Source organism: Streptacidiphilus sp. EB129, from assembly GCF_041262645.1.
Lineage (GTDB): Bacteria > Actinomycetota > Actinomycetes > Streptomycetales > Streptomycetaceae > Streptacidiphilus.
Window position 1 is genome coordinate 86,058 of record NZ_JBGCCS010000012.1, and the last position, 15,051, is coordinate 101,108.

A 15,051-nucleotide genomic window follows, 5' to 3' on the forward strand; every position below is an offset into this window, starting at 1 on the left:
GTATGGTCAGATGGCTACGCTCCGTATGGTCACGGGGAAACCGACGCCGAGCAAGTAGATGCGCGTAGAATTTTCTGGAACTGGGACTTTTCGTCTGGCGTTCGTCCCCTGTTGCCGGGGGGTTGGGCGGCTCGTGGACCCCGGGCCCGAGTGGGCGTTCACCAGCGGTCAACCTGAAGCGAGTTGACGAGGCGACACCTGGGGGTGCCCGGGTATGGTCGGCGGATCGCCCCTGCTCTACGGTGATGACCATGCCGGACGCCGTTGCCTATGCCGAGGACCGGTGCGCGCTTCGCTGGCCACTCCTTGCGTGGGGCCTGATCGTGCCCGTGCTGGCCGCTCTGACGGCTGTGGTGCTCGCGATCACGGTCAACGCGCAATGGTTGATCGCCGTACCGTTCGTACCGATGTTCGTCCCGTTCCTGGCCTCCATCGGCCTCCTGCACCGGAACTGGCCCACGGGGATCCGCATCGACGAGGTCGGCGTCCGGATCGGCGCCGTCCGCTCCAGGAGTGCCGCGCAGCGCACTCCGACGCTCACCCGTCAGAACTGGGGCCTGTTCGAGTGCCCCTGGCAGGGCATCGAGGGCCTGCGCGTGGTGACCGACCCGAAGGTGCTCCGGGAACTGCAAAGGTCGCCCGGTTTCCACACCCTGAGCAATCGGTGGGGCAAACCCCGGGCCATGACCACCTGCATGCTCGGCGTACTGTCCGCCCCGTACATGCGTGCCGCGCTGCTCATCGACGTCGACCCGGCTCAGGCCCGGGTGCCGGCCGCCCGGATGGTCTCGTTCTATCCGAACCTGCCCGGACGGCCGCTCCGGACCAGGCTGCGCGGCGAGCCGGGGCCGGTCTGGGTCGTGCCCACGCGACACCCCGACCGACTGCGACTGGCGCTCGGCACCTGCGACCGGCTGCGAGCCTGAGCGAGGCCGCGCCCGCGCAACCGGCGTGCCGCTGACGGAGCCGGTGTTCCGGTGGGCGCGGGCTCCGGCGCGCGGCCCGGCTCAGGCCTGGTGTCACCGGGGTCGGGCATGATGGACCGGTGGACTTCGAGCCGTACCGGGGCGAACTGACGGCGTACTGCTACCGGATGCTGGGCTCCTACCAGGACGCCGAGGACCTGGTGCAGGAGTCGCTGCTGCGTGCGTGGAAGGCACGCGAGCGGTACGACCCGGCGCGGGCGTCGGTACGGACCTGGCTGTACCGGATCACGACCAACGTCTGCCTGACCGCCCTGGAGGGCCGCGCACGGCGTCCGTTGCCGTCCGGACTCGGCGCGCCGGGCGAGGACCCCGGGGTGCTGCCGGTACCTGCCCCGGAGATTCCCTGGCTGGAGCCGTTCCCCGACGCGCGGTTCGATCTGGAGGCGCGGGCGGACCTGCGGCTCGCCTGGGTGGCGGCGGTTCAGCTGCTGCCGGCGCGGCAGCGGGCCGTACTGGTGCTGCGCGAGGTGCTCGGGTTCACCGCGGCTGAGGTCGCGGGCCACCTGGGAGCTCCGCCTGGGCGAACTCCCGGCCCATCGACGGAGACCTCATCGACGTCGTCAAGCGCGAGCAGCGCGACGTGCTCGTGATGGGCAGCCTGGGCGTCGTGCACCAGCTGATGGCCGCGGACCTGGTCGACGAGTACCGGCTGATGAGCTTCCCCACCGTGGCCGGCGCCGGCCGCAGGCTGTTCCCGGCCGAGGGGCCGCACGCGGACCTGGAGTGCCTGTCGGCGGAGCAGGTCGGCGCCCTCGTCCTCACCCACTACCGCAGGGCCGCCCGCTGACCGGTTGTTCCTGCGGTGCACCGTGATTGTCCAGCGGTGCACCGTCTTTCCGGGACCGGCGTGTCGCCGCTGGACGCCGTCGGACGCCACGGGAAGGATGGCGCGGGCCGGCAGGGTCGGAGTGTTGGAGGGATGGCTGGTGGACGAGTTCGATGTTGTGGTGCTGGGCGCGGGACCGACGGGGGAGAACCTGGCGGACCGGGTACGCGCCGGCGGGCTGAGCGTCGCCGTGGTCGAGCACGAGCTCGTCGGCGGGGAGTGCTCCTACTGGGCGTGCATGCCCAGCAAGGCCCTGCTGCGTCCGGCCGCCGCGCTGGCCGACGCGCGGCGGGTGGCGGGTGCGCGGGAGGCCGTGGCCGGAGGCCTCGACGTGGCGGCGGTGCTGCGCCGCCGGGACGACTTCGCGTCGCACTGGAAGGACGACGGCCAGGTGCGGTGGCTCGACGGCGCCGGGATCACTCTGGTCCGGGGCCACGGGCGGCTCGACGGTGAGCGGCGCGTCGTGGTGGAGACGCCCGACGGCGGACGGCGGACGCTGCTGGCAGGGCACGCGGTGGCGTTGTGCACGGGGACCCGGGCGGCGCTGCCGGACCTGCCCGGGCTGGCCGAGGTGCGGCCGTGGACCAGCCGCGAGGCGACCAGTTCGCGTACCGTGCCCGGGCGGCTGGCGGTGGTCGGCGGGGGAGTGGTGGCGGTCGAGATGGCCACGGCCTGGCGGGCACTGGGCAGCGAGGTGGTGTTGCTGGTGCGTGGGTCACGGCTGCTGCCCAAGGTCGAACCGTTCGCCGGGGAACTGGTGGCGCGGAGCCTCGCCGAGGCGGGGGTCGAGGTGCGCTTCGGCACATCGGTCACGGGTGTCCGCCGCGACGGCGCGGTGGAGCTCACCCTCGACGGCGGCGAGACGCTGACGGCGGACGAGGTGCTCTTCGCCACCGGCCGGGTACCGGCCACTGCCGAGCTGGGGCTGGAGAGCGTGGGGCTGGCCGCGGGCAAGCCGGTGGAGGTGGACGACACCGGGCTCGCGGCCGGCGTCCCGGGCGAATGGCTGTACGCGGCGGGCGACGTCAACGGCCGGGTCCTGATGACGCATCAGGGGAAGTACCAGGGGCGGGTGTTCGGGGCGGCGATCGCCGACCGCGCGGCGGGCCGGGAGCTGGACCTGGCGCCCTGGGGCCGCAGCGTGGCCACGGCGGATGCGCGGGCGGTGCCGCAGGTGGTGTTCACCGACCCCGAGGTCGCGGCCGTCGGCCTGACCCTGGACGAGGCGCTGAACGCCGGACGCCGGGCCCGCGCGGTGGACTACGAGCTGGGTGGCGTCGCCGGCGCCTCGCTCTACGCGGACGGGTACCGCGGCCGTGCCCGCGCCGTGGTGGACCTGGACCGCGAGACCCTGCTCGGCGTCACCTTCGTCGGTCCCGGCGTGGCGGAGCTCCTGCACGCCGGGACCGTCGCCGTCGCCGGCGAGGTCCCGATCGCCCGCCTGTGGCACGCGGTCCCGGCGTACCCGACCATCAGCGAGGTCTGGCTGCGCCTGCTGGAGACCTACCGCGACCAGGGTGCCGACTGAGTTTCCTCACCGTGGTGAATCCCCTCCGGACGGCACCGTCGAGCGCCGACCGGCGTGGCCGAGGGCGGAGACCGCCACGACGAGCGGCCACGCGGTCTCACTCGTCGTCAGTACCCGCTCGGCGATCCCGGCGGCGGTGTGGACCTGGACGCTGACGACGAACCAGGCCACCCCGGCGAGCAGGAACGTGGTCGCCGCGGCGGAGATGACGGGCCTCAGGCCCCAGGGAGTGAAGGGATCGCGACCGGCGGCGAGCATCGGCCAGACGGCGAGCGCCGCGCCGCCGGCTCCGGCCGCCGCGGCGTGGCGCACCGAGGCGGCGCCGGTGCTCGTCTCCGGGGTCATCGCGACCAGGACCGTCGCCGTTCCGCCGCAGATCAGGGCGAGCCGGCCGGTGGAGGCCGCGGCTCGTAGCCCGAAGGCGGTGATCCAGTGGCAGGCTCCCACCGCGAACATCGCCGAGGTCATCAGCCAGCGGTCGCGGGCGCCCTCCGCCGCGAGCGAACTGATGGTCTGGGTGACGGGGTCGTAGCCCGGCCCCTGCAGGTGGCCCGCGATCGTCCACCCGCCGACCAGCAGGACGAGTGCACAGGTGGACGAGAGCACCGAGGCGAGTCGCATATGCGAAGATTAGCCGCGAATATCCGTATTTCTGTGAGTGCGCCGCCCGCCGTCGTATCCGCCGAACCTCAGCTCAGCAGCCCGGGCGCGAAGTAGTCGCGCAGTCGGGCGATCTTCCCGTCGCGGATGCGAAAGATCTGTACCAGCGAGACCGCCGGGTCGTCCCCGTCCTTGTCCCCGTCGAAGACCGTGTCGATCTCGGCGATGAACACGTCGGGATCAGAGGTGGTGTGGAGCAGGTATCCGGACTTCTCAAGGTTCGGCGAGCGGTCGAACGTCACCGGTTGCTCGTAATAGGCCGCCATCGCGCTACGGATCTCCTCGCGCCCCACCAGCCTCCTGGGGAAGGCGCCACCGGCAGGCATGAGCGGCGCTTCGAGGACACCGTCCGCGGTGAAGTTCTCGGCAAGAGCATCGGCATTCCGGGTCATGGCTCCGGCGTAGAGGTAACTCTCGAAGATCTGCTGCGGCGTTCGGGACACGACGGCCTCCCTCGACTCGGACTCGGAAGGCCAGACAATCACAACGACGCTTCCCACAGGCGTGATCGCCTGCTCAGCGCTGGACTCGACGGAAGTCGCCCGGGGCGCGGCCGGTTTCGCGGGCGAAGAACTTTGCCGAAGTACGGTCGCCGCCCGCGGCCGGCTGACGAACGTTCAGCGGCACACCCTCGTCGGCGCGGAAACCGCCTGAGCCGGACGCGCCGGCGGCAGGCCGCGGTCGTCGAGACGAACGTGCACGCGGTGAGCCGCTGCCGGTCGCTGGGCTTCGAGGTGCTGGGCACCCTGCCGGACGGGCGTTCCCGGCGGGGCCTTGGCGCCACGCGTGGTGTCACGGCGCCGCCGGGAAGCGCCTGCGGATGGCGTGACCGCCGTGGGTGCCGTCGAGCAGGGCGTGCAGCAGGCCGGTCAGGCTGTCGACGTCCTCGGCGGACAGCCGGCCGGTGATGTGGTCGGCGAGCTGGTCGGTCGCCTCGTCGAGCCGGGCGGCCAGGCTGCCGCCCGAGTCGGTGAGTCCGATCAGCACGGCGCGTTTGTCCTGGTGGTGCGGGGTGCGGCTGACCAGGTCCCGCTGGACCAGTGAGTCGACCAGCCGGCTCGGGCTGCCCTGCTCGCAGACCAGCATCCGTCCGAGGGCTGCCAGGGTGATCGGCCCGTGGGCGGCCAGCACGTCGAGGACTTCGGCCTGCGCAGGAGTCAGCCCCAGGTGGCGCAGGGCCTCGCCGAGCCGACGGCTGCCTTCACGCTGCGCCGCGAGGATCAGGTACCGCAGTTCGTGCTGGGAGACCCGGTCGGGCCGGTGCTGAGGGGACGTCACGGACGGTCCTTTGGTCGGTCGACTGCCTGGTCGGCTGCTGGTTGACGTGTGGCCGACTCCAGGATATCAATGACACGACATTGATGACACAACATCGATGTCGTGTCATCGGTGGTTCCGCGTTGTACCCACCCCGCCGTGCCGCCTCTGCAGAAGGACCATGATCATGTCCAGTGACTTCGTCGTGCTCGGCGCGACCGGCACCACCGGCGGCCTCGTCGCCGACCACCTCGTCCGGCGCGGGGCGAGCGTTGTGCTCGCCGGCCGGGACCCCGGACGGCTGGCCGAGGTCGCCGGACGGCTGGCCCCCGGCAACCCGTCGGTGACCACCACGGCGGTCGACCTCGGCGATCACTCCGCCGTGTCGGCCATGGCCCGGGCAGGCCGGGTCCTGGTCAATGCCGTCGGCCCGTTCGCCCGGCTGGCCCCCGCGGTCGTGACCGCGTGCCTCGCCGCCGGTACCGCATACGTCGACATCGCCAACGAACGAGCCGCGGTGCGTGCCCTGCTCGACCGCGACGGCGAGGCACGGGAGCGCGGCGTATCGCTGGTCACCGGGGCCGGATTCGGGCTGACCGCCACGGAGGCGCTGGTGCTGACCCTGCTTGCCGAGGGCGTCCGCCCGTCCCGGGTGGTGGTCGCCGCCGCAGCCGGGAGCCCGCTCGACACCGAGGGCGTGCGGAACACGGTGGCCGAGGCCATCGCGGACGGTGCCACGACCTACCGGGGTGGTGAGCTCGTCCGTGCTCCCTTCGGCCACGGGGCCACGTCCCTGACCTTCGGCGGGGCCGCACGCCAGGTGGTACCGGCGCCGGTGGGCGATCTGGAGGCGGCACTGCGGATCAGCGGGGCAGCCGACGTCACGGCCTACGTCGCGCTGCGCGGCAGCGCCGCACCGGACCCGCGCTCCTACAGCTACGCCGAGATCACCGACGAGGAGGGGCGCGCCCACACCGCCGAACTGAGCACGGGCGAGGGCTTCGTGTTCAGTGCGGCGATCGCCGCCGAAACGGCGTTCAGGCTGCTGGGAACCACCCGGCCGGGCGCGTGGACGCCGTGCCGGCTGCTCGGCGTCGACCTCGTCACGGGGGTGGCCGGCACGGCCGTCGAGGTGTCCGGTGGCGTCCTGCGGTCGGGACGGTGAGCACGGTGAGCGCCATCTCGATGCCCGCCGGGCCCGCCAGCGGTGCGGTGCCCTCCCCGTCGTCCGAGCTCTCCCCGTCCTCCAGGGTTCACCAGTCCTCGGGGCTCTCCGTGCATCGGCTCGGCGACCATCTGGTCAACTTCTACCTGGTGGAGGCCGGTTCGGCCCTCGTGCTGGTGGACGCCGGACTCCCCGCGCACTGGGACGCCCTGCTGGACGCGGTGCGCACCCTCGGACGCCGGCCCACGGACATCGCGGCGGTACTGGTCACCCATGGACATCCCGATCACATCGGACTCGCCGAACGGGTCCGCGCCGTCTCCGGCGCGCAGGTGTGGGTGCACGAGTCCGACGCCCCGATCCTGGCCGCGCCCCGTCGGCTCAGCAAGGTCTGGCAACCGGAGCGGTCCCTGCTGCGCTACGCGGTCCGCCGCCCGATCGGCCTGCGGGCACCGCTGCACCTCGCCCGGGGTGGGGCGCTGCGGGTCCCCGCGGTGCGGGAGCTCCACACCTTCCGCGACGACCGGCGGTTGGAGGTCCCGGGGCGCCCGCTGGCGATGCACACTCCCGGACACACCCACGGCAGCACCACCTTCCTGTTCCCGCAGGCGTCCGTCGCATTCACCGGGGACGCCCTGGTCACCCGGGACAGCGTGGCCGGCCGCAGCGGGCCCTGCGTGATCTGCCAGGCGTTCACCCAGGACAGTCAGGCGGCACTCGCCTCACTCGACCGGATGGCGGAACACGACATCGACACGGTCCTGCCGGGCCACGGCGACCCCTGGACCCGCGGGCTGACCTCGGCGGCGCATCACGCCACCGCCGCAGGCATCCGCTAGCGCCCTGGCGTAGGACAAGGTTCAGGTGCTGCGCGAGCGCTGGTGCCGGGTCGCGGGTCCGGCCGCGAAAAAGGGCACCCTGTAGCCGAGCATGACCGGCGGCCTGCTCGCCCCGTCGCGCGTGCCTCTGGTCATGCACTAGTTCTCTGACTAGAGTCAGAGAATGGATGGGGTGCAGATCGACCAGGTCCGGCGGTTCAACCGCACCGTCAGCGAACGCGTGGGTGTGCTCCACGACCATTACCTGGGCCGCGACCGGCCCGTCGGTGAGGCCAGGCTGCTCTGGGAGATCGGTGAGCAGGGCCAGGACGTACGGCGGCTGCGCGAGCGTCTCGGGCTCGATTCCGGGTACGTGAGCCGGCTGCTGCGCTCCCTGGAGACCGATGGCCTGGTGACGGTGGAGCCGCAGCCCCGGGACAGACGGGTGCGCACCGTCCGGCTCACCGACGCGGGCCGCGCGGAGCGCGCCGTGCTCGACGGCCGCAGCGACGAGCTGGCAGACTCCCTGCTGGAGCCGCTCAACACCGCCCAGCGCGCCCGGCTGGTCGCCGCCATGGCCGAGGTCGACCGGTTGCTGACCGCCGGGACGGTCACGCTGGAGGCCGTGGATCCGGACCACCCCGACGCCGATCACTGCCTGCGCTCCTACTTCGCCGAGCTGCAGGAGCGCTTCGAGACCGGCTTCGACCCCGCGCGGAGCCTGCTGCCCGACGCGGGCGAACTCCGGCCGCCGCGCGGGCTGTTCCTGATCGCCCGGCTGCACGGCGAGACCGTCGGCTGCGCCGGTCTGAAGCTGCCGCCCGGCGCCCCGGCCGAGATCAAGCGCATGTGGGTCGCGCCCGGGACCCGGGGCCTCGGCCTGGGCCGCCGGTTCCTGGCCGAACTGGAGGCGCGGGCGGCTGCGCACGGCCGTGACCTACTGCGCCTGGACACCAACAAGGCTCTCGGCGCCGCGATCGGCCTGTACCACTCCTGCGGCTTCCAGGAGGTCGCCGCCTTCAACGACGAGCCCTATGCCGACCACTGGTTCGAGAAGCGGATCGCCGCAGCCCCGTCCGGGTGAAGGCTCCGACGAACCCGCAGTTCCGACGAACCCGCAGTTCCGACAGAGCCGCAGTCCCGACAAAGCCGCAGATGCGGCCCGCCAAGCGGAGCGCGCACCTCGGAAATAGGATGGACGGGCTGAGTCCAGCTCGGCACGGTTACCGGCCCCGCCGCCCGGTCCGGTCGGCTGGGTAACTCCAGCGGCCGAGGCCGGGCGCGTGACGCGGCGGCGGCCGAGGGATTCGACGCAGCTCGGAGGGTCGATGACCCGACGCCATCCCGCAAGTGCCGACGACCTGCTGAGCGAGCTCGGACGGCTCGCCGCCCAGGCGCTGGAGCGGGCCGAACTCCAGCAGGCCCGGGTGGAGCTGGCGGAGGCCCTGCAGCGCGGGCTGCTCCCTGGCGCGCTGCCTCAGCTGCCGGGCCTGCGGACCGCCGCCCGCTACGCGCCCGCCCGGCACGGTCTGGACATCGGCGGCGACTGGTACGACGGGTTCGCCCTGCCCGGCGGGGCTCTGGGCTTCTCGATCGGCGATGTCCAGGGCCACGACGTCGAGGCGGCCGCGTTCATGGGGCAGGTCCGGATCGGTCTTCGTGCGGTGGCCGCCACCGCCGCCGACCCTGGTGAGGTCCTGGTCCGGGCCAATGACCTGCTGCTGTCGATGGAGTCCGCGCTCTTCGCGACCTGCAGCTTCCTCTGCTTCGACCCGGTCGCCTGGGAGCTGGCCGGCGCCCGGGCCGGCCATGTGCCGGCGGTCTGGGCCACCGCCGACGGCAGCTGCGGCATCAGCCGCAGCGAGGGGGGCGTACCGCTGGGCATCCTGCCCGGTGAGGTGTATCCGGTGACGCGGCGCAAGCTGCTGCAGCCCGGAGCGTTCGTCCTGCTGACGGACGGCGTGGTCGAGGGGCCGTCGTTCCCGATCGAGGCGGGTCTGGAGGAGGTCACCCGAGTGGTCCGAGCCGGGGTCGGCGCCGAGCCGGGCGAGCTGGCGGCAGAGGTGATCAAGGTGGCCGACCTCACCGGTCACACCGATGACGCCGCGGTCCTGGTGCTGTGCCACGACGCGCCGCCCGGCGGGGCGGGGTGAGGGAACAGGGCCTTGCTGCGCGTGTCACGGCCGGAGTCGGTGCCGGATCGTTGTCTGATGTCTGCTGTGCTGCGATACGAGGGACTCCGGCGTCCGGCCACGGCAGGACTGCTGATCCTCGCGGTCGCCGCCGCCTACTTCACGGGTGGACGGATCGGCCTGCTGCGGCAGGTGGTCGTGGCGGGGGCCAAGGTCACGCCGCTGTGGCCGCCCACCGGCATCGCCGTGGCCTGCCTGCTCACGCTCGGGCTCCGGATCTGGCCCGGGATCGCGCTGGGCGAGTTCCTGGTCATCGTGTCGATCGGACCGTTCAGCCCCGCCTCCGCGGGGATCGTCGCCGGCAGCACGCTGGCCCCGGTGTGCGCCTGTCTGATGCTCCGGCGTGCGGGTTTCCGGATCGAGATGGACCGGCTGCGGGACGGGCTGGCGCTGGTCTTCCTGGGAGCCCTCGGCGGGATGCTGGTCAGTGCGACCGTTGGGAGCACCGCCCTGGTGCTCGCCGGTTCGGTGCCGCTGCACGAGTTCTGGTCCACCTGGTCGGCCTGGTGGGCGGGCGACGCGATGGGCGTGCTGGTGATCGCACCGCTGCTGCTGGTCGCCCGTACGGTGCGGCTGCCCAGGGATACCGAGGCGGCCCGATGGGCCGAAGCGGTACTGGTGCTGGCTGCCACCGCCACCACCATGGTCCTGGTCACCATGACCTCGCTCGACCTGCTCTTCCTCGTCTTCCCGCTGCTGATCTGGACTGCCCTGCGGTTCCAGCTGGTCGGTGCCGCGCCGTGCGTCCTGCTGGTGTCCGTGGTCACGATCGTGGCCGCGACCGACCGCACCGGGCCGTTCGCGCACGAGAACATCTTCGAGATCATGGTCACCCTGCAGGCGCTGAACGGAGCAGCGGCGCTGACCACACTGCTGCTGGCGGCGGTTGTCACCGAGCAGCAGAGCACCTACCGCAAGATCGAACAGGCGTGCGAGGCGCTGGCCGAGGTCGTGGCCCGACTGGCACCGCACGACCGCTGACCGCCGAGAAGGCCCCGATCGGTTGGCGGAGACGTTCGTGGCGGCGTCGGTCCTGGGGGCATGCGAGAGGCGGCCGCGTCCTCGCAACCGCCCCGGACCTGGCCCCGGCCACAGCCTGCGAGATCGAGCGGGCTGGGCGCTTACGGGGTTGGCTGCTGGAAGGTGACCTCCGGGTTCGTCGGTGACGGACCGTCGAGCAGGGGCTGGGGGATGCCCTTCAACTGGAGGTCGAAGAAGGCCGCGACATAGGAGCGGGTGAGCTCCGCCGCGCGTTGCCCGGGGACGGTCGCGCCCGGGATGGGGATGTTCAGCTCGGAGGCGAGCACGGTCAGGTCGGTGAAGCTGACGTGCTCGGTGCCGCTGACGGTCAGCCAGCGCTTCCAGCCGTTCAGGTTTGCCCAGGCACTGTCCCAGGAGGGGTCCTCGCCGGGGGAGTGTCCGGACTGGGTGCCCAGCAGCAGGAAGGGGCGGTGGTCCAGGCCGGTGGCGGGGATGGGGATGTCGAACGTGCCGTCCATGTCCACCCCGGCGCGCACCCGCGGGTCGGCGGCCATGGCCGAGGCGGCGGAGCTGCCGCCGACGGAGTGGCCTGCCATGCCGATTCGCTGCGGATCGATCATGTGTGCGTAGTGCCAGGGAGAGTGGTGCTCCGTCAGTTGGTCGATGACGAACGAGATGTCCGTGGCCCGGATCCGGTTCACCTCCGGCCACCCGTGCGGGAGGTGGTCGCAGAAGGTGCCGCAGGTGAGGGTCTGGCCGTCGGGGAAGGTGGTTCCCGAGTCCTCGTAGGTGTGGTTGACCAGGGCGACCACGTAGCCGCGGCTGGCCAGGTCCTCGGCGAGGCTGGTGAGGGTGGAGCGCGGCATGGTGTACCCGGGGGAGAGCATCACCAGGGGGAAGCGGCCGGGCGCAGGGCGGGCGTCGTTCCGTGCCCAGGTACGGGCGTCGCTGACCGCCTGGGGCGGGATGCCGGCTCCTGGTACCTGTCGCTGCAGCAGGAGCTGCGCTTCCTCGGTGGTCATGTACTCAGCGGGCTCGCCGGTGTCGGGTCGTGCGGGGTAGTAGACCGACACCATCAGCTGCCGCGGGCCGGCGGCGGGTACCCAGGGGTCCGGACGGTCCCTGTCGACCAGGTGCAGCGTGCTGAGCCCGACCGCGTGCGGGCCGGTGGGGCGCGGCAGCGCCAACTGGACGCCGACGCCCCGCGAGGCGGCCGCGGTGCCGGTGGCCGTAGCTGTGGCGGGAGCGGTGGCTGCGGAGGCGGCTCCCGCCGTGGCGACGGACAGGGCGAGGACAAATGCGAGCGCGGCCGGTGCGGCGGCGCGAGGAATTCCCGTCATTGCTGCAATTTAGGTTGCACACAGGCAAGTTGACGTCAACTCAGAGGTGGATGGAGCGGACCGGGGCCCTTAGGGGATTGCCGGGAGACGTCCCTGAGGCGAGCCGGCGCCCCTTCGGGGAGGAGGCTGTGGCCCGGCAACCCACCGGCGATCACCGGATCGGATGATTCACCACGGCAACCCGCACCCAAACCGTGTCCCCGCCACGAGGCACGGAGTTGACCAAACCGTCGGCACGATCGGGAAAAATGACGTGGAAACGGGGATCGAGGTGGAGGTCAGCGGCGTGTACCACGCCTACCGTCGTCGCCCGGTGCTGCGCGGCGTGAACCTGCGGCTCCGGGAGGGCGCACTGGTCGGCATCGTGGGGGAGAACGGAGCGGGAAAGACCACTCTGCTGGAGATCCTCTCCGGTGAACTGCGAGCGGACCGGGGCACGGTCCGCCACCACGGCAGGTTCGGCTACTGCCCGCAGGCGGCCGTCCTCAACGACGCCCTCACTGTCCGCCAGCACCTGGAGTTCCTCCGGGCGGCCTACGACCTCCCGCATCTGCGCCGGGCCGAAGAAGTCATGGACCAGCTGCACTTTCGCGAGTACGACCAGCAGCGCGTCGGCACCCTGAGCGGCGGCACGCGCCAGAAACTGAACCTCACCCTGGCCCTGATGCACGACCCGCACGTACTGCTGCTGGACGAGCCCTACCAGGGCTTCGACTGGGAGACCTACGGGCGCTTCTGGGACCTGGCCGCACTTCTGCGCCAGGAGGGCCGCAGCGTCCTGGTCGTCTCCCACCTCGCCTACGACACCGCCCGCCTGGACGAACTCTGGCGCCTGGAAGGCGGCCTGCTGCGACCCGCACAGGAAGTGCGGGTCGCATGACGGGTCAAGGACACGCGAGGCTGTTCGTCACCGCCGCCCGGTACGCGCTGACCGAACATCTGCGCAACCGGTTCGCGATGGTTCTCATCGCCGCCTTCATCCCCATGTGGACCGCACTCGCCTATCTGTCCATCCCCGACGAGCAGACCAGGTTCCGGCTGCGCGCCACCGGGGGCATCCTGACCCCTGCGGGCAACCAGCTCACCGAAATCACCGGCGCCCTCAACGCGGTCACGCTGATCATCGGCTTCATGATGTACGCCTCCGCCTTCTCCGGCGGCGGCTTCGACCGCCGTCTGGCGCTGGCCGGTTACCCTCGCACCCACCTCCTCCTCGCCAAGATCACCTCCCTCACCCTCGCCTCCGGAGCCGTCGCCGTCTACGCCACCGCGCTCATCCACCTGCTCTGGACGCCCCGGCAGCCCCTCCTTCTCGCCGCCGCCCTCTTCTGCGCGGCCATGACCTACGGCGCCCTCGGCGTCGCACTGGGCTCGTTGCTGCGCAAGGAGGTCGAGGGGATGTTCGCCATCGTGATGATCAGCGTCATCGACGTCGGGCTGCAGAACCCCATCGCCAACTCCGTCTCCAACAGCCCGGTGGTGCGGCTACTGCCCTCGTACGGGGCCATGCAGGTCGGCACCGCCGCTGGGTTCTCCACCACCGCCCTGCCCGGCTACCTCGGCATCCAACTGCTGTGGTTCACCGCCGCCGCCCTGATCAGCCTCCTGGCCTTCCACCGCCGCACCCGTAACGCCCTCCCCCGACACCCCCGCATCCCCCACAGCCGACGCTCTCAGGCCACCACGCCCTACTCCAAACCTGCCTGACCATCCGCACGCCGGGCGGAACGCCGGTCGGCACGAGTCGGGGGGTGCGCAAGCTATCACGTCCGGCGGGATCGCTGGCACCGATCGGCATCAGTTGTCGCGGATCGGGGGAAATGGCAGGAGCGCGCTGGCCCGGTCGGGGGTGGGTTGTTCAGGATGGGGACTCACGGAGGCTCGCTGAGGCGCACACGGCGAGGCAGGTACGAGGAGTTGCCAGAATGCATATGTGGGCTGCATGCCTGTGGGGGCTTGGGGGTGCCGCCGCCTTTGAAGGCTGGACTCTCCACGAAGTGATCGACTCCGTAGGCGGTTTCCCGTGGAAGCACCGTGGCCATCTCAAGGTTGCTCCCTACGCCGTCGCCGTACTGATACGCCTCGGTGTCGGTGTGATCGTCACGGCCGCATGCAGCGCCTCGGGACAGGTGGCGGGACCGGTGGCGGCGCTGGCCGTCGGGGTTGCGGCACCCAAGATCCTTCAGCAGATGTTCAGGAGGATCCCGTCGCGACCGGAGCTGTTCCCTCCCTCGGTTGGCCAGGGACAGCCGTTGATGAGGCGGCGGCCGATCGTTCCGCCGGTCCGTGGTGGAGTTGACGCACAGGTCGGCGCCCCCGTCCGCCGCAGGAGGCGTCGTGTCCGGTAACCGTTCCCGACGAACGACAGCGGCAGAAGTCCTTCGCGGTTGCTCACCGGTCCAGAGGCCTCCGAACCGAGCGCCAGGTGAGAGCTTCCGGACCTGGCTTCGCGCGGCGCTGGCCTTCGAACCGCTCGACCTGCCGGGGCCCGGTGCCGATCTCTACAACGCGGAACTGGCCGATGCCGACCTGCGAGGCGCGAACCTCAAGGGCGCGGATCTGACCGGCGCAAGCTTGGCGAGGGCGCTGCTCCATGATGTGGACCTGCGAACCGCGATCATGACTGACGTCAATCTCTGCCATGCCGAGCTCTGGCGTGCCGACCTCTCCGACGCCTCGCTCGAGGAGGCGAACCTCTACCGGGCGGACCTGAGCGGGGCCAGCCTGGTGCGGGCGCAGCTCGTCAATGCGCATATCGCGGATGCACAGTTGCAGGGGGCCCTGCTCGCCGAGTCCAACCTGAACTACGCGATTCTGTCCGGCGCGGCGATGCAGCGAGCGGACCTACGCCAGGCGCAGTTGTGCTGGGCCGTGCTCAATGGGGCGGTGCTGCGCGGTGGCCGGCTCGGGAGAGCCAATCTGACGGGGGCGTTCCTGAGCGATGTCGACCTGGCGGGCGCCGACCTTTCGCATTCGACCCTGGACGGCGCTTGCCTCTCCTCCGCCCGACTGACCAATGGCGACCTCACCGCCGCGAGCCTGACGGCCGCCGATCTCACTGACGCCGACCTGACGGGGGCACACCTCGACGATGCCGATCTCGTCGGCGTCAGTTGGTCCCTTCGAACCGAATGGCCCGCGCACCTCTACATGGACATCCGCAGCCGCTCCGTGGAGGTCACCGCCGGAGTCTTCCGGATTCTCGGCGAGGACGCCCGGCTCTGGGATGTTCCACGAGAGCCCGCGCTGACCTGATATCCGAGGTGACGCCCATCCTGGCAGCTCGGTGAAGAAATCG

General features: G+C 71.5%; 15 protein-coding genes and 1 pseudogene. 12 read left to right on the top strand and 4 right to left on the bottom strand.

The genetic code is table 11. The features are described from left to right. The first annotated feature begins 251 nt into the window (after positions 1-251). The 4 genes and pseudogenes from ABH925_RS17075 to ABH925_RS17090 all read left to right on the top strand — a co-directional run bounded on the left by ABH925_RS17075 (position 252) and on the right by ABH925_RS17090 (position 3,340). Positions 252-926, top strand: a complete 675-nt coding sequence (locus tag ABH925_RS17075) for a hypothetical protein (protein ID WP_370148767.1) — start codon at positions 252-254, stop codon at positions 924-926. A 119-nt stretch (positions 927-1,045) separates the two neighbouring features. Then, a pseudogene (locus ABH925_RS17080) lies at positions 1,046-1,492 on the top strand (sigma-70 family RNA polymerase sigma factor); the annotation flags it as partial. An 83-nt stretch (positions 1,493-1,575) separates the two neighbouring features. Then, a complete protein-coding gene (locus ABH925_RS17085) occupies positions 1,576-1,773 on the top strand; it encodes a dihydrofolate reductase family protein (RefSeq protein WP_370148934.1) in 198 nt (65 codons plus the stop codon). A 97-nt stretch (positions 1,774-1,870) separates the two neighbouring features. After that, a complete protein-coding gene (locus ABH925_RS17090; RefSeq protein ID WP_370148769.1) occupies positions 1,871-3,340 on the top strand; it encodes an NAD(P)/FAD-dependent oxidoreductase in 1,470 nt (489 codons plus the stop codon). Positions 3,341-3,346: 6 nt separating this feature from the next. Here ABH925_RS17090 and ABH925_RS17095 read toward each other — a convergent pair whose 3' ends face one another. From ABH925_RS17095 to ABH925_RS17105, 3 genes are all read right to left on the bottom strand, one after another. Continuing rightward, entirely contained in the window at positions 3,347-3,961 is a 615-nt protein-coding gene (locus tag ABH925_RS17095; RefSeq protein ID WP_370148771.1) for a DUF998 domain-containing protein, read from the bottom strand. Positions 3,962-4,029: 68 nt separating this feature from the next. Next, positions 4,030-4,443 carry a nuclear transport factor 2 family protein gene (locus ABH925_RS17100; protein ID WP_370148773.1) on the bottom strand — a complete coding sequence of 138 codons (414 nt, stop codon included), beginning with the start codon at positions 4,441-4,443 and terminating at the stop codon, positions 4,030-4,032. A 349-nt stretch (positions 4,444-4,792) separates the two neighbouring features. Further along, positions 4,793-5,278, bottom strand: a complete 486-nt coding sequence (locus tag ABH925_RS17105; protein ID WP_370148775.1) for a MarR family winged helix-turn-helix transcriptional regulator — start codon at positions 5,276-5,278, stop codon at positions 4,793-4,795. A gap of 166 nt (positions 5,279-5,444) precedes the next feature. Here ABH925_RS17105 and ABH925_RS17110 point away from each other — a divergent pair, with 166 nt between their 5' ends. The 5 genes from ABH925_RS17110 (at position 5,445) to ABH925_RS17130 (ending at position 10,413) form a co-directional block, all read left to right on the top strand. Further along, on the top strand, positions 5,445-6,422 hold the full coding sequence (locus tag ABH925_RS17110) for a saccharopine dehydrogenase NADP-binding domain-containing protein (RefSeq protein WP_370148777.1): 978 nt from the start codon (positions 5,445-5,447) through the stop codon (positions 6,420-6,422). A gap of 5 nt (positions 6,423-6,427) precedes the next feature. Next, positions 6,428-7,261 (top strand): MBL fold metallo-hydrolase, encoded by an 834-nt coding sequence (locus ABH925_RS17115; RefSeq protein WP_370148779.1) that lies wholly within the window; start codon positions 6,428-6,430, stop codon positions 7,259-7,261. A 163-nt stretch (positions 7,262-7,424) separates the two neighbouring features. Next, complete coding sequence (locus ABH925_RS17120) at positions 7,425-8,324, top strand: GNAT family N-acetyltransferase (protein ID WP_370148781.1); 900 nt, start codon at positions 7,425-7,427, stop codon at positions 8,322-8,324. 244 nt (positions 8,325-8,568) lie between these two features. Continuing rightward, a complete protein-coding gene (locus ABH925_RS17125) occupies positions 8,569-9,393 on the top strand; it encodes a PP2C family protein-serine/threonine phosphatase (protein ID WP_370148783.1) in 825 nt (274 codons plus the stop codon). Between the two features lie 66 nt (positions 9,394-9,459). After that, complete coding sequence (locus ABH925_RS17130; RefSeq protein WP_370148935.1) at positions 9,460-10,413, top strand: MASE1 domain-containing protein; 954 nt, start codon at positions 9,460-9,462, stop codon at positions 10,411-10,413. Positions 10,414-10,553: 140 nt separating this feature from the next. On the opposite strand, the gene ABH925_RS17135 is transcribed toward ABH925_RS17130, so the two are convergent. Then, positions 10,554-11,753 carry an alpha/beta hydrolase family protein gene (locus tag ABH925_RS17135; RefSeq protein WP_370148785.1) on the bottom strand — a complete coding sequence of 400 codons (1,200 nt, stop codon included), beginning with the start codon at positions 11,751-11,753 and terminating at the stop codon, positions 10,554-10,556. A gap of 271 nt (positions 11,754-12,024) precedes the next feature. Here ABH925_RS17135 and ABH925_RS17140 point away from each other — a divergent pair, with 271 nt between their 5' ends. The 3 genes from ABH925_RS17140 to ABH925_RS17150 all read left to right on the top strand — a co-directional run bounded on the left by ABH925_RS17140 (position 12,025) and on the right by ABH925_RS17150 (position 15,008). After that, positions 12,025-12,633, top strand: coding sequence for an ATP-binding cassette domain-containing protein (locus ABH925_RS17140; protein ID WP_370148937.1), 609 nt, complete (start codon positions 12,025-12,027; stop codon positions 12,631-12,633). After that, positions 12,630-13,460 carry an ABC transporter permease gene (locus tag ABH925_RS17145; protein ID WP_370148787.1) on the top strand — a complete coding sequence of 277 codons (831 nt, stop codon included), beginning with the start codon at positions 12,630-12,632 and terminating at the stop codon, positions 13,458-13,460. Before ABH925_RS17140 ends, ABH925_RS17145 begins: the two co-directional genes overlap by 4 nt. A 630-nt stretch (positions 13,461-14,090) precedes the next feature. Then, a complete protein-coding gene (locus ABH925_RS17150) occupies positions 14,091-15,008 on the top strand; it encodes a pentapeptide repeat-containing protein (protein WP_370148789.1) in 918 nt (305 codons plus the stop codon). The last annotated feature ends 43 nt before the right edge of the window (positions 15,009-15,051 follow it).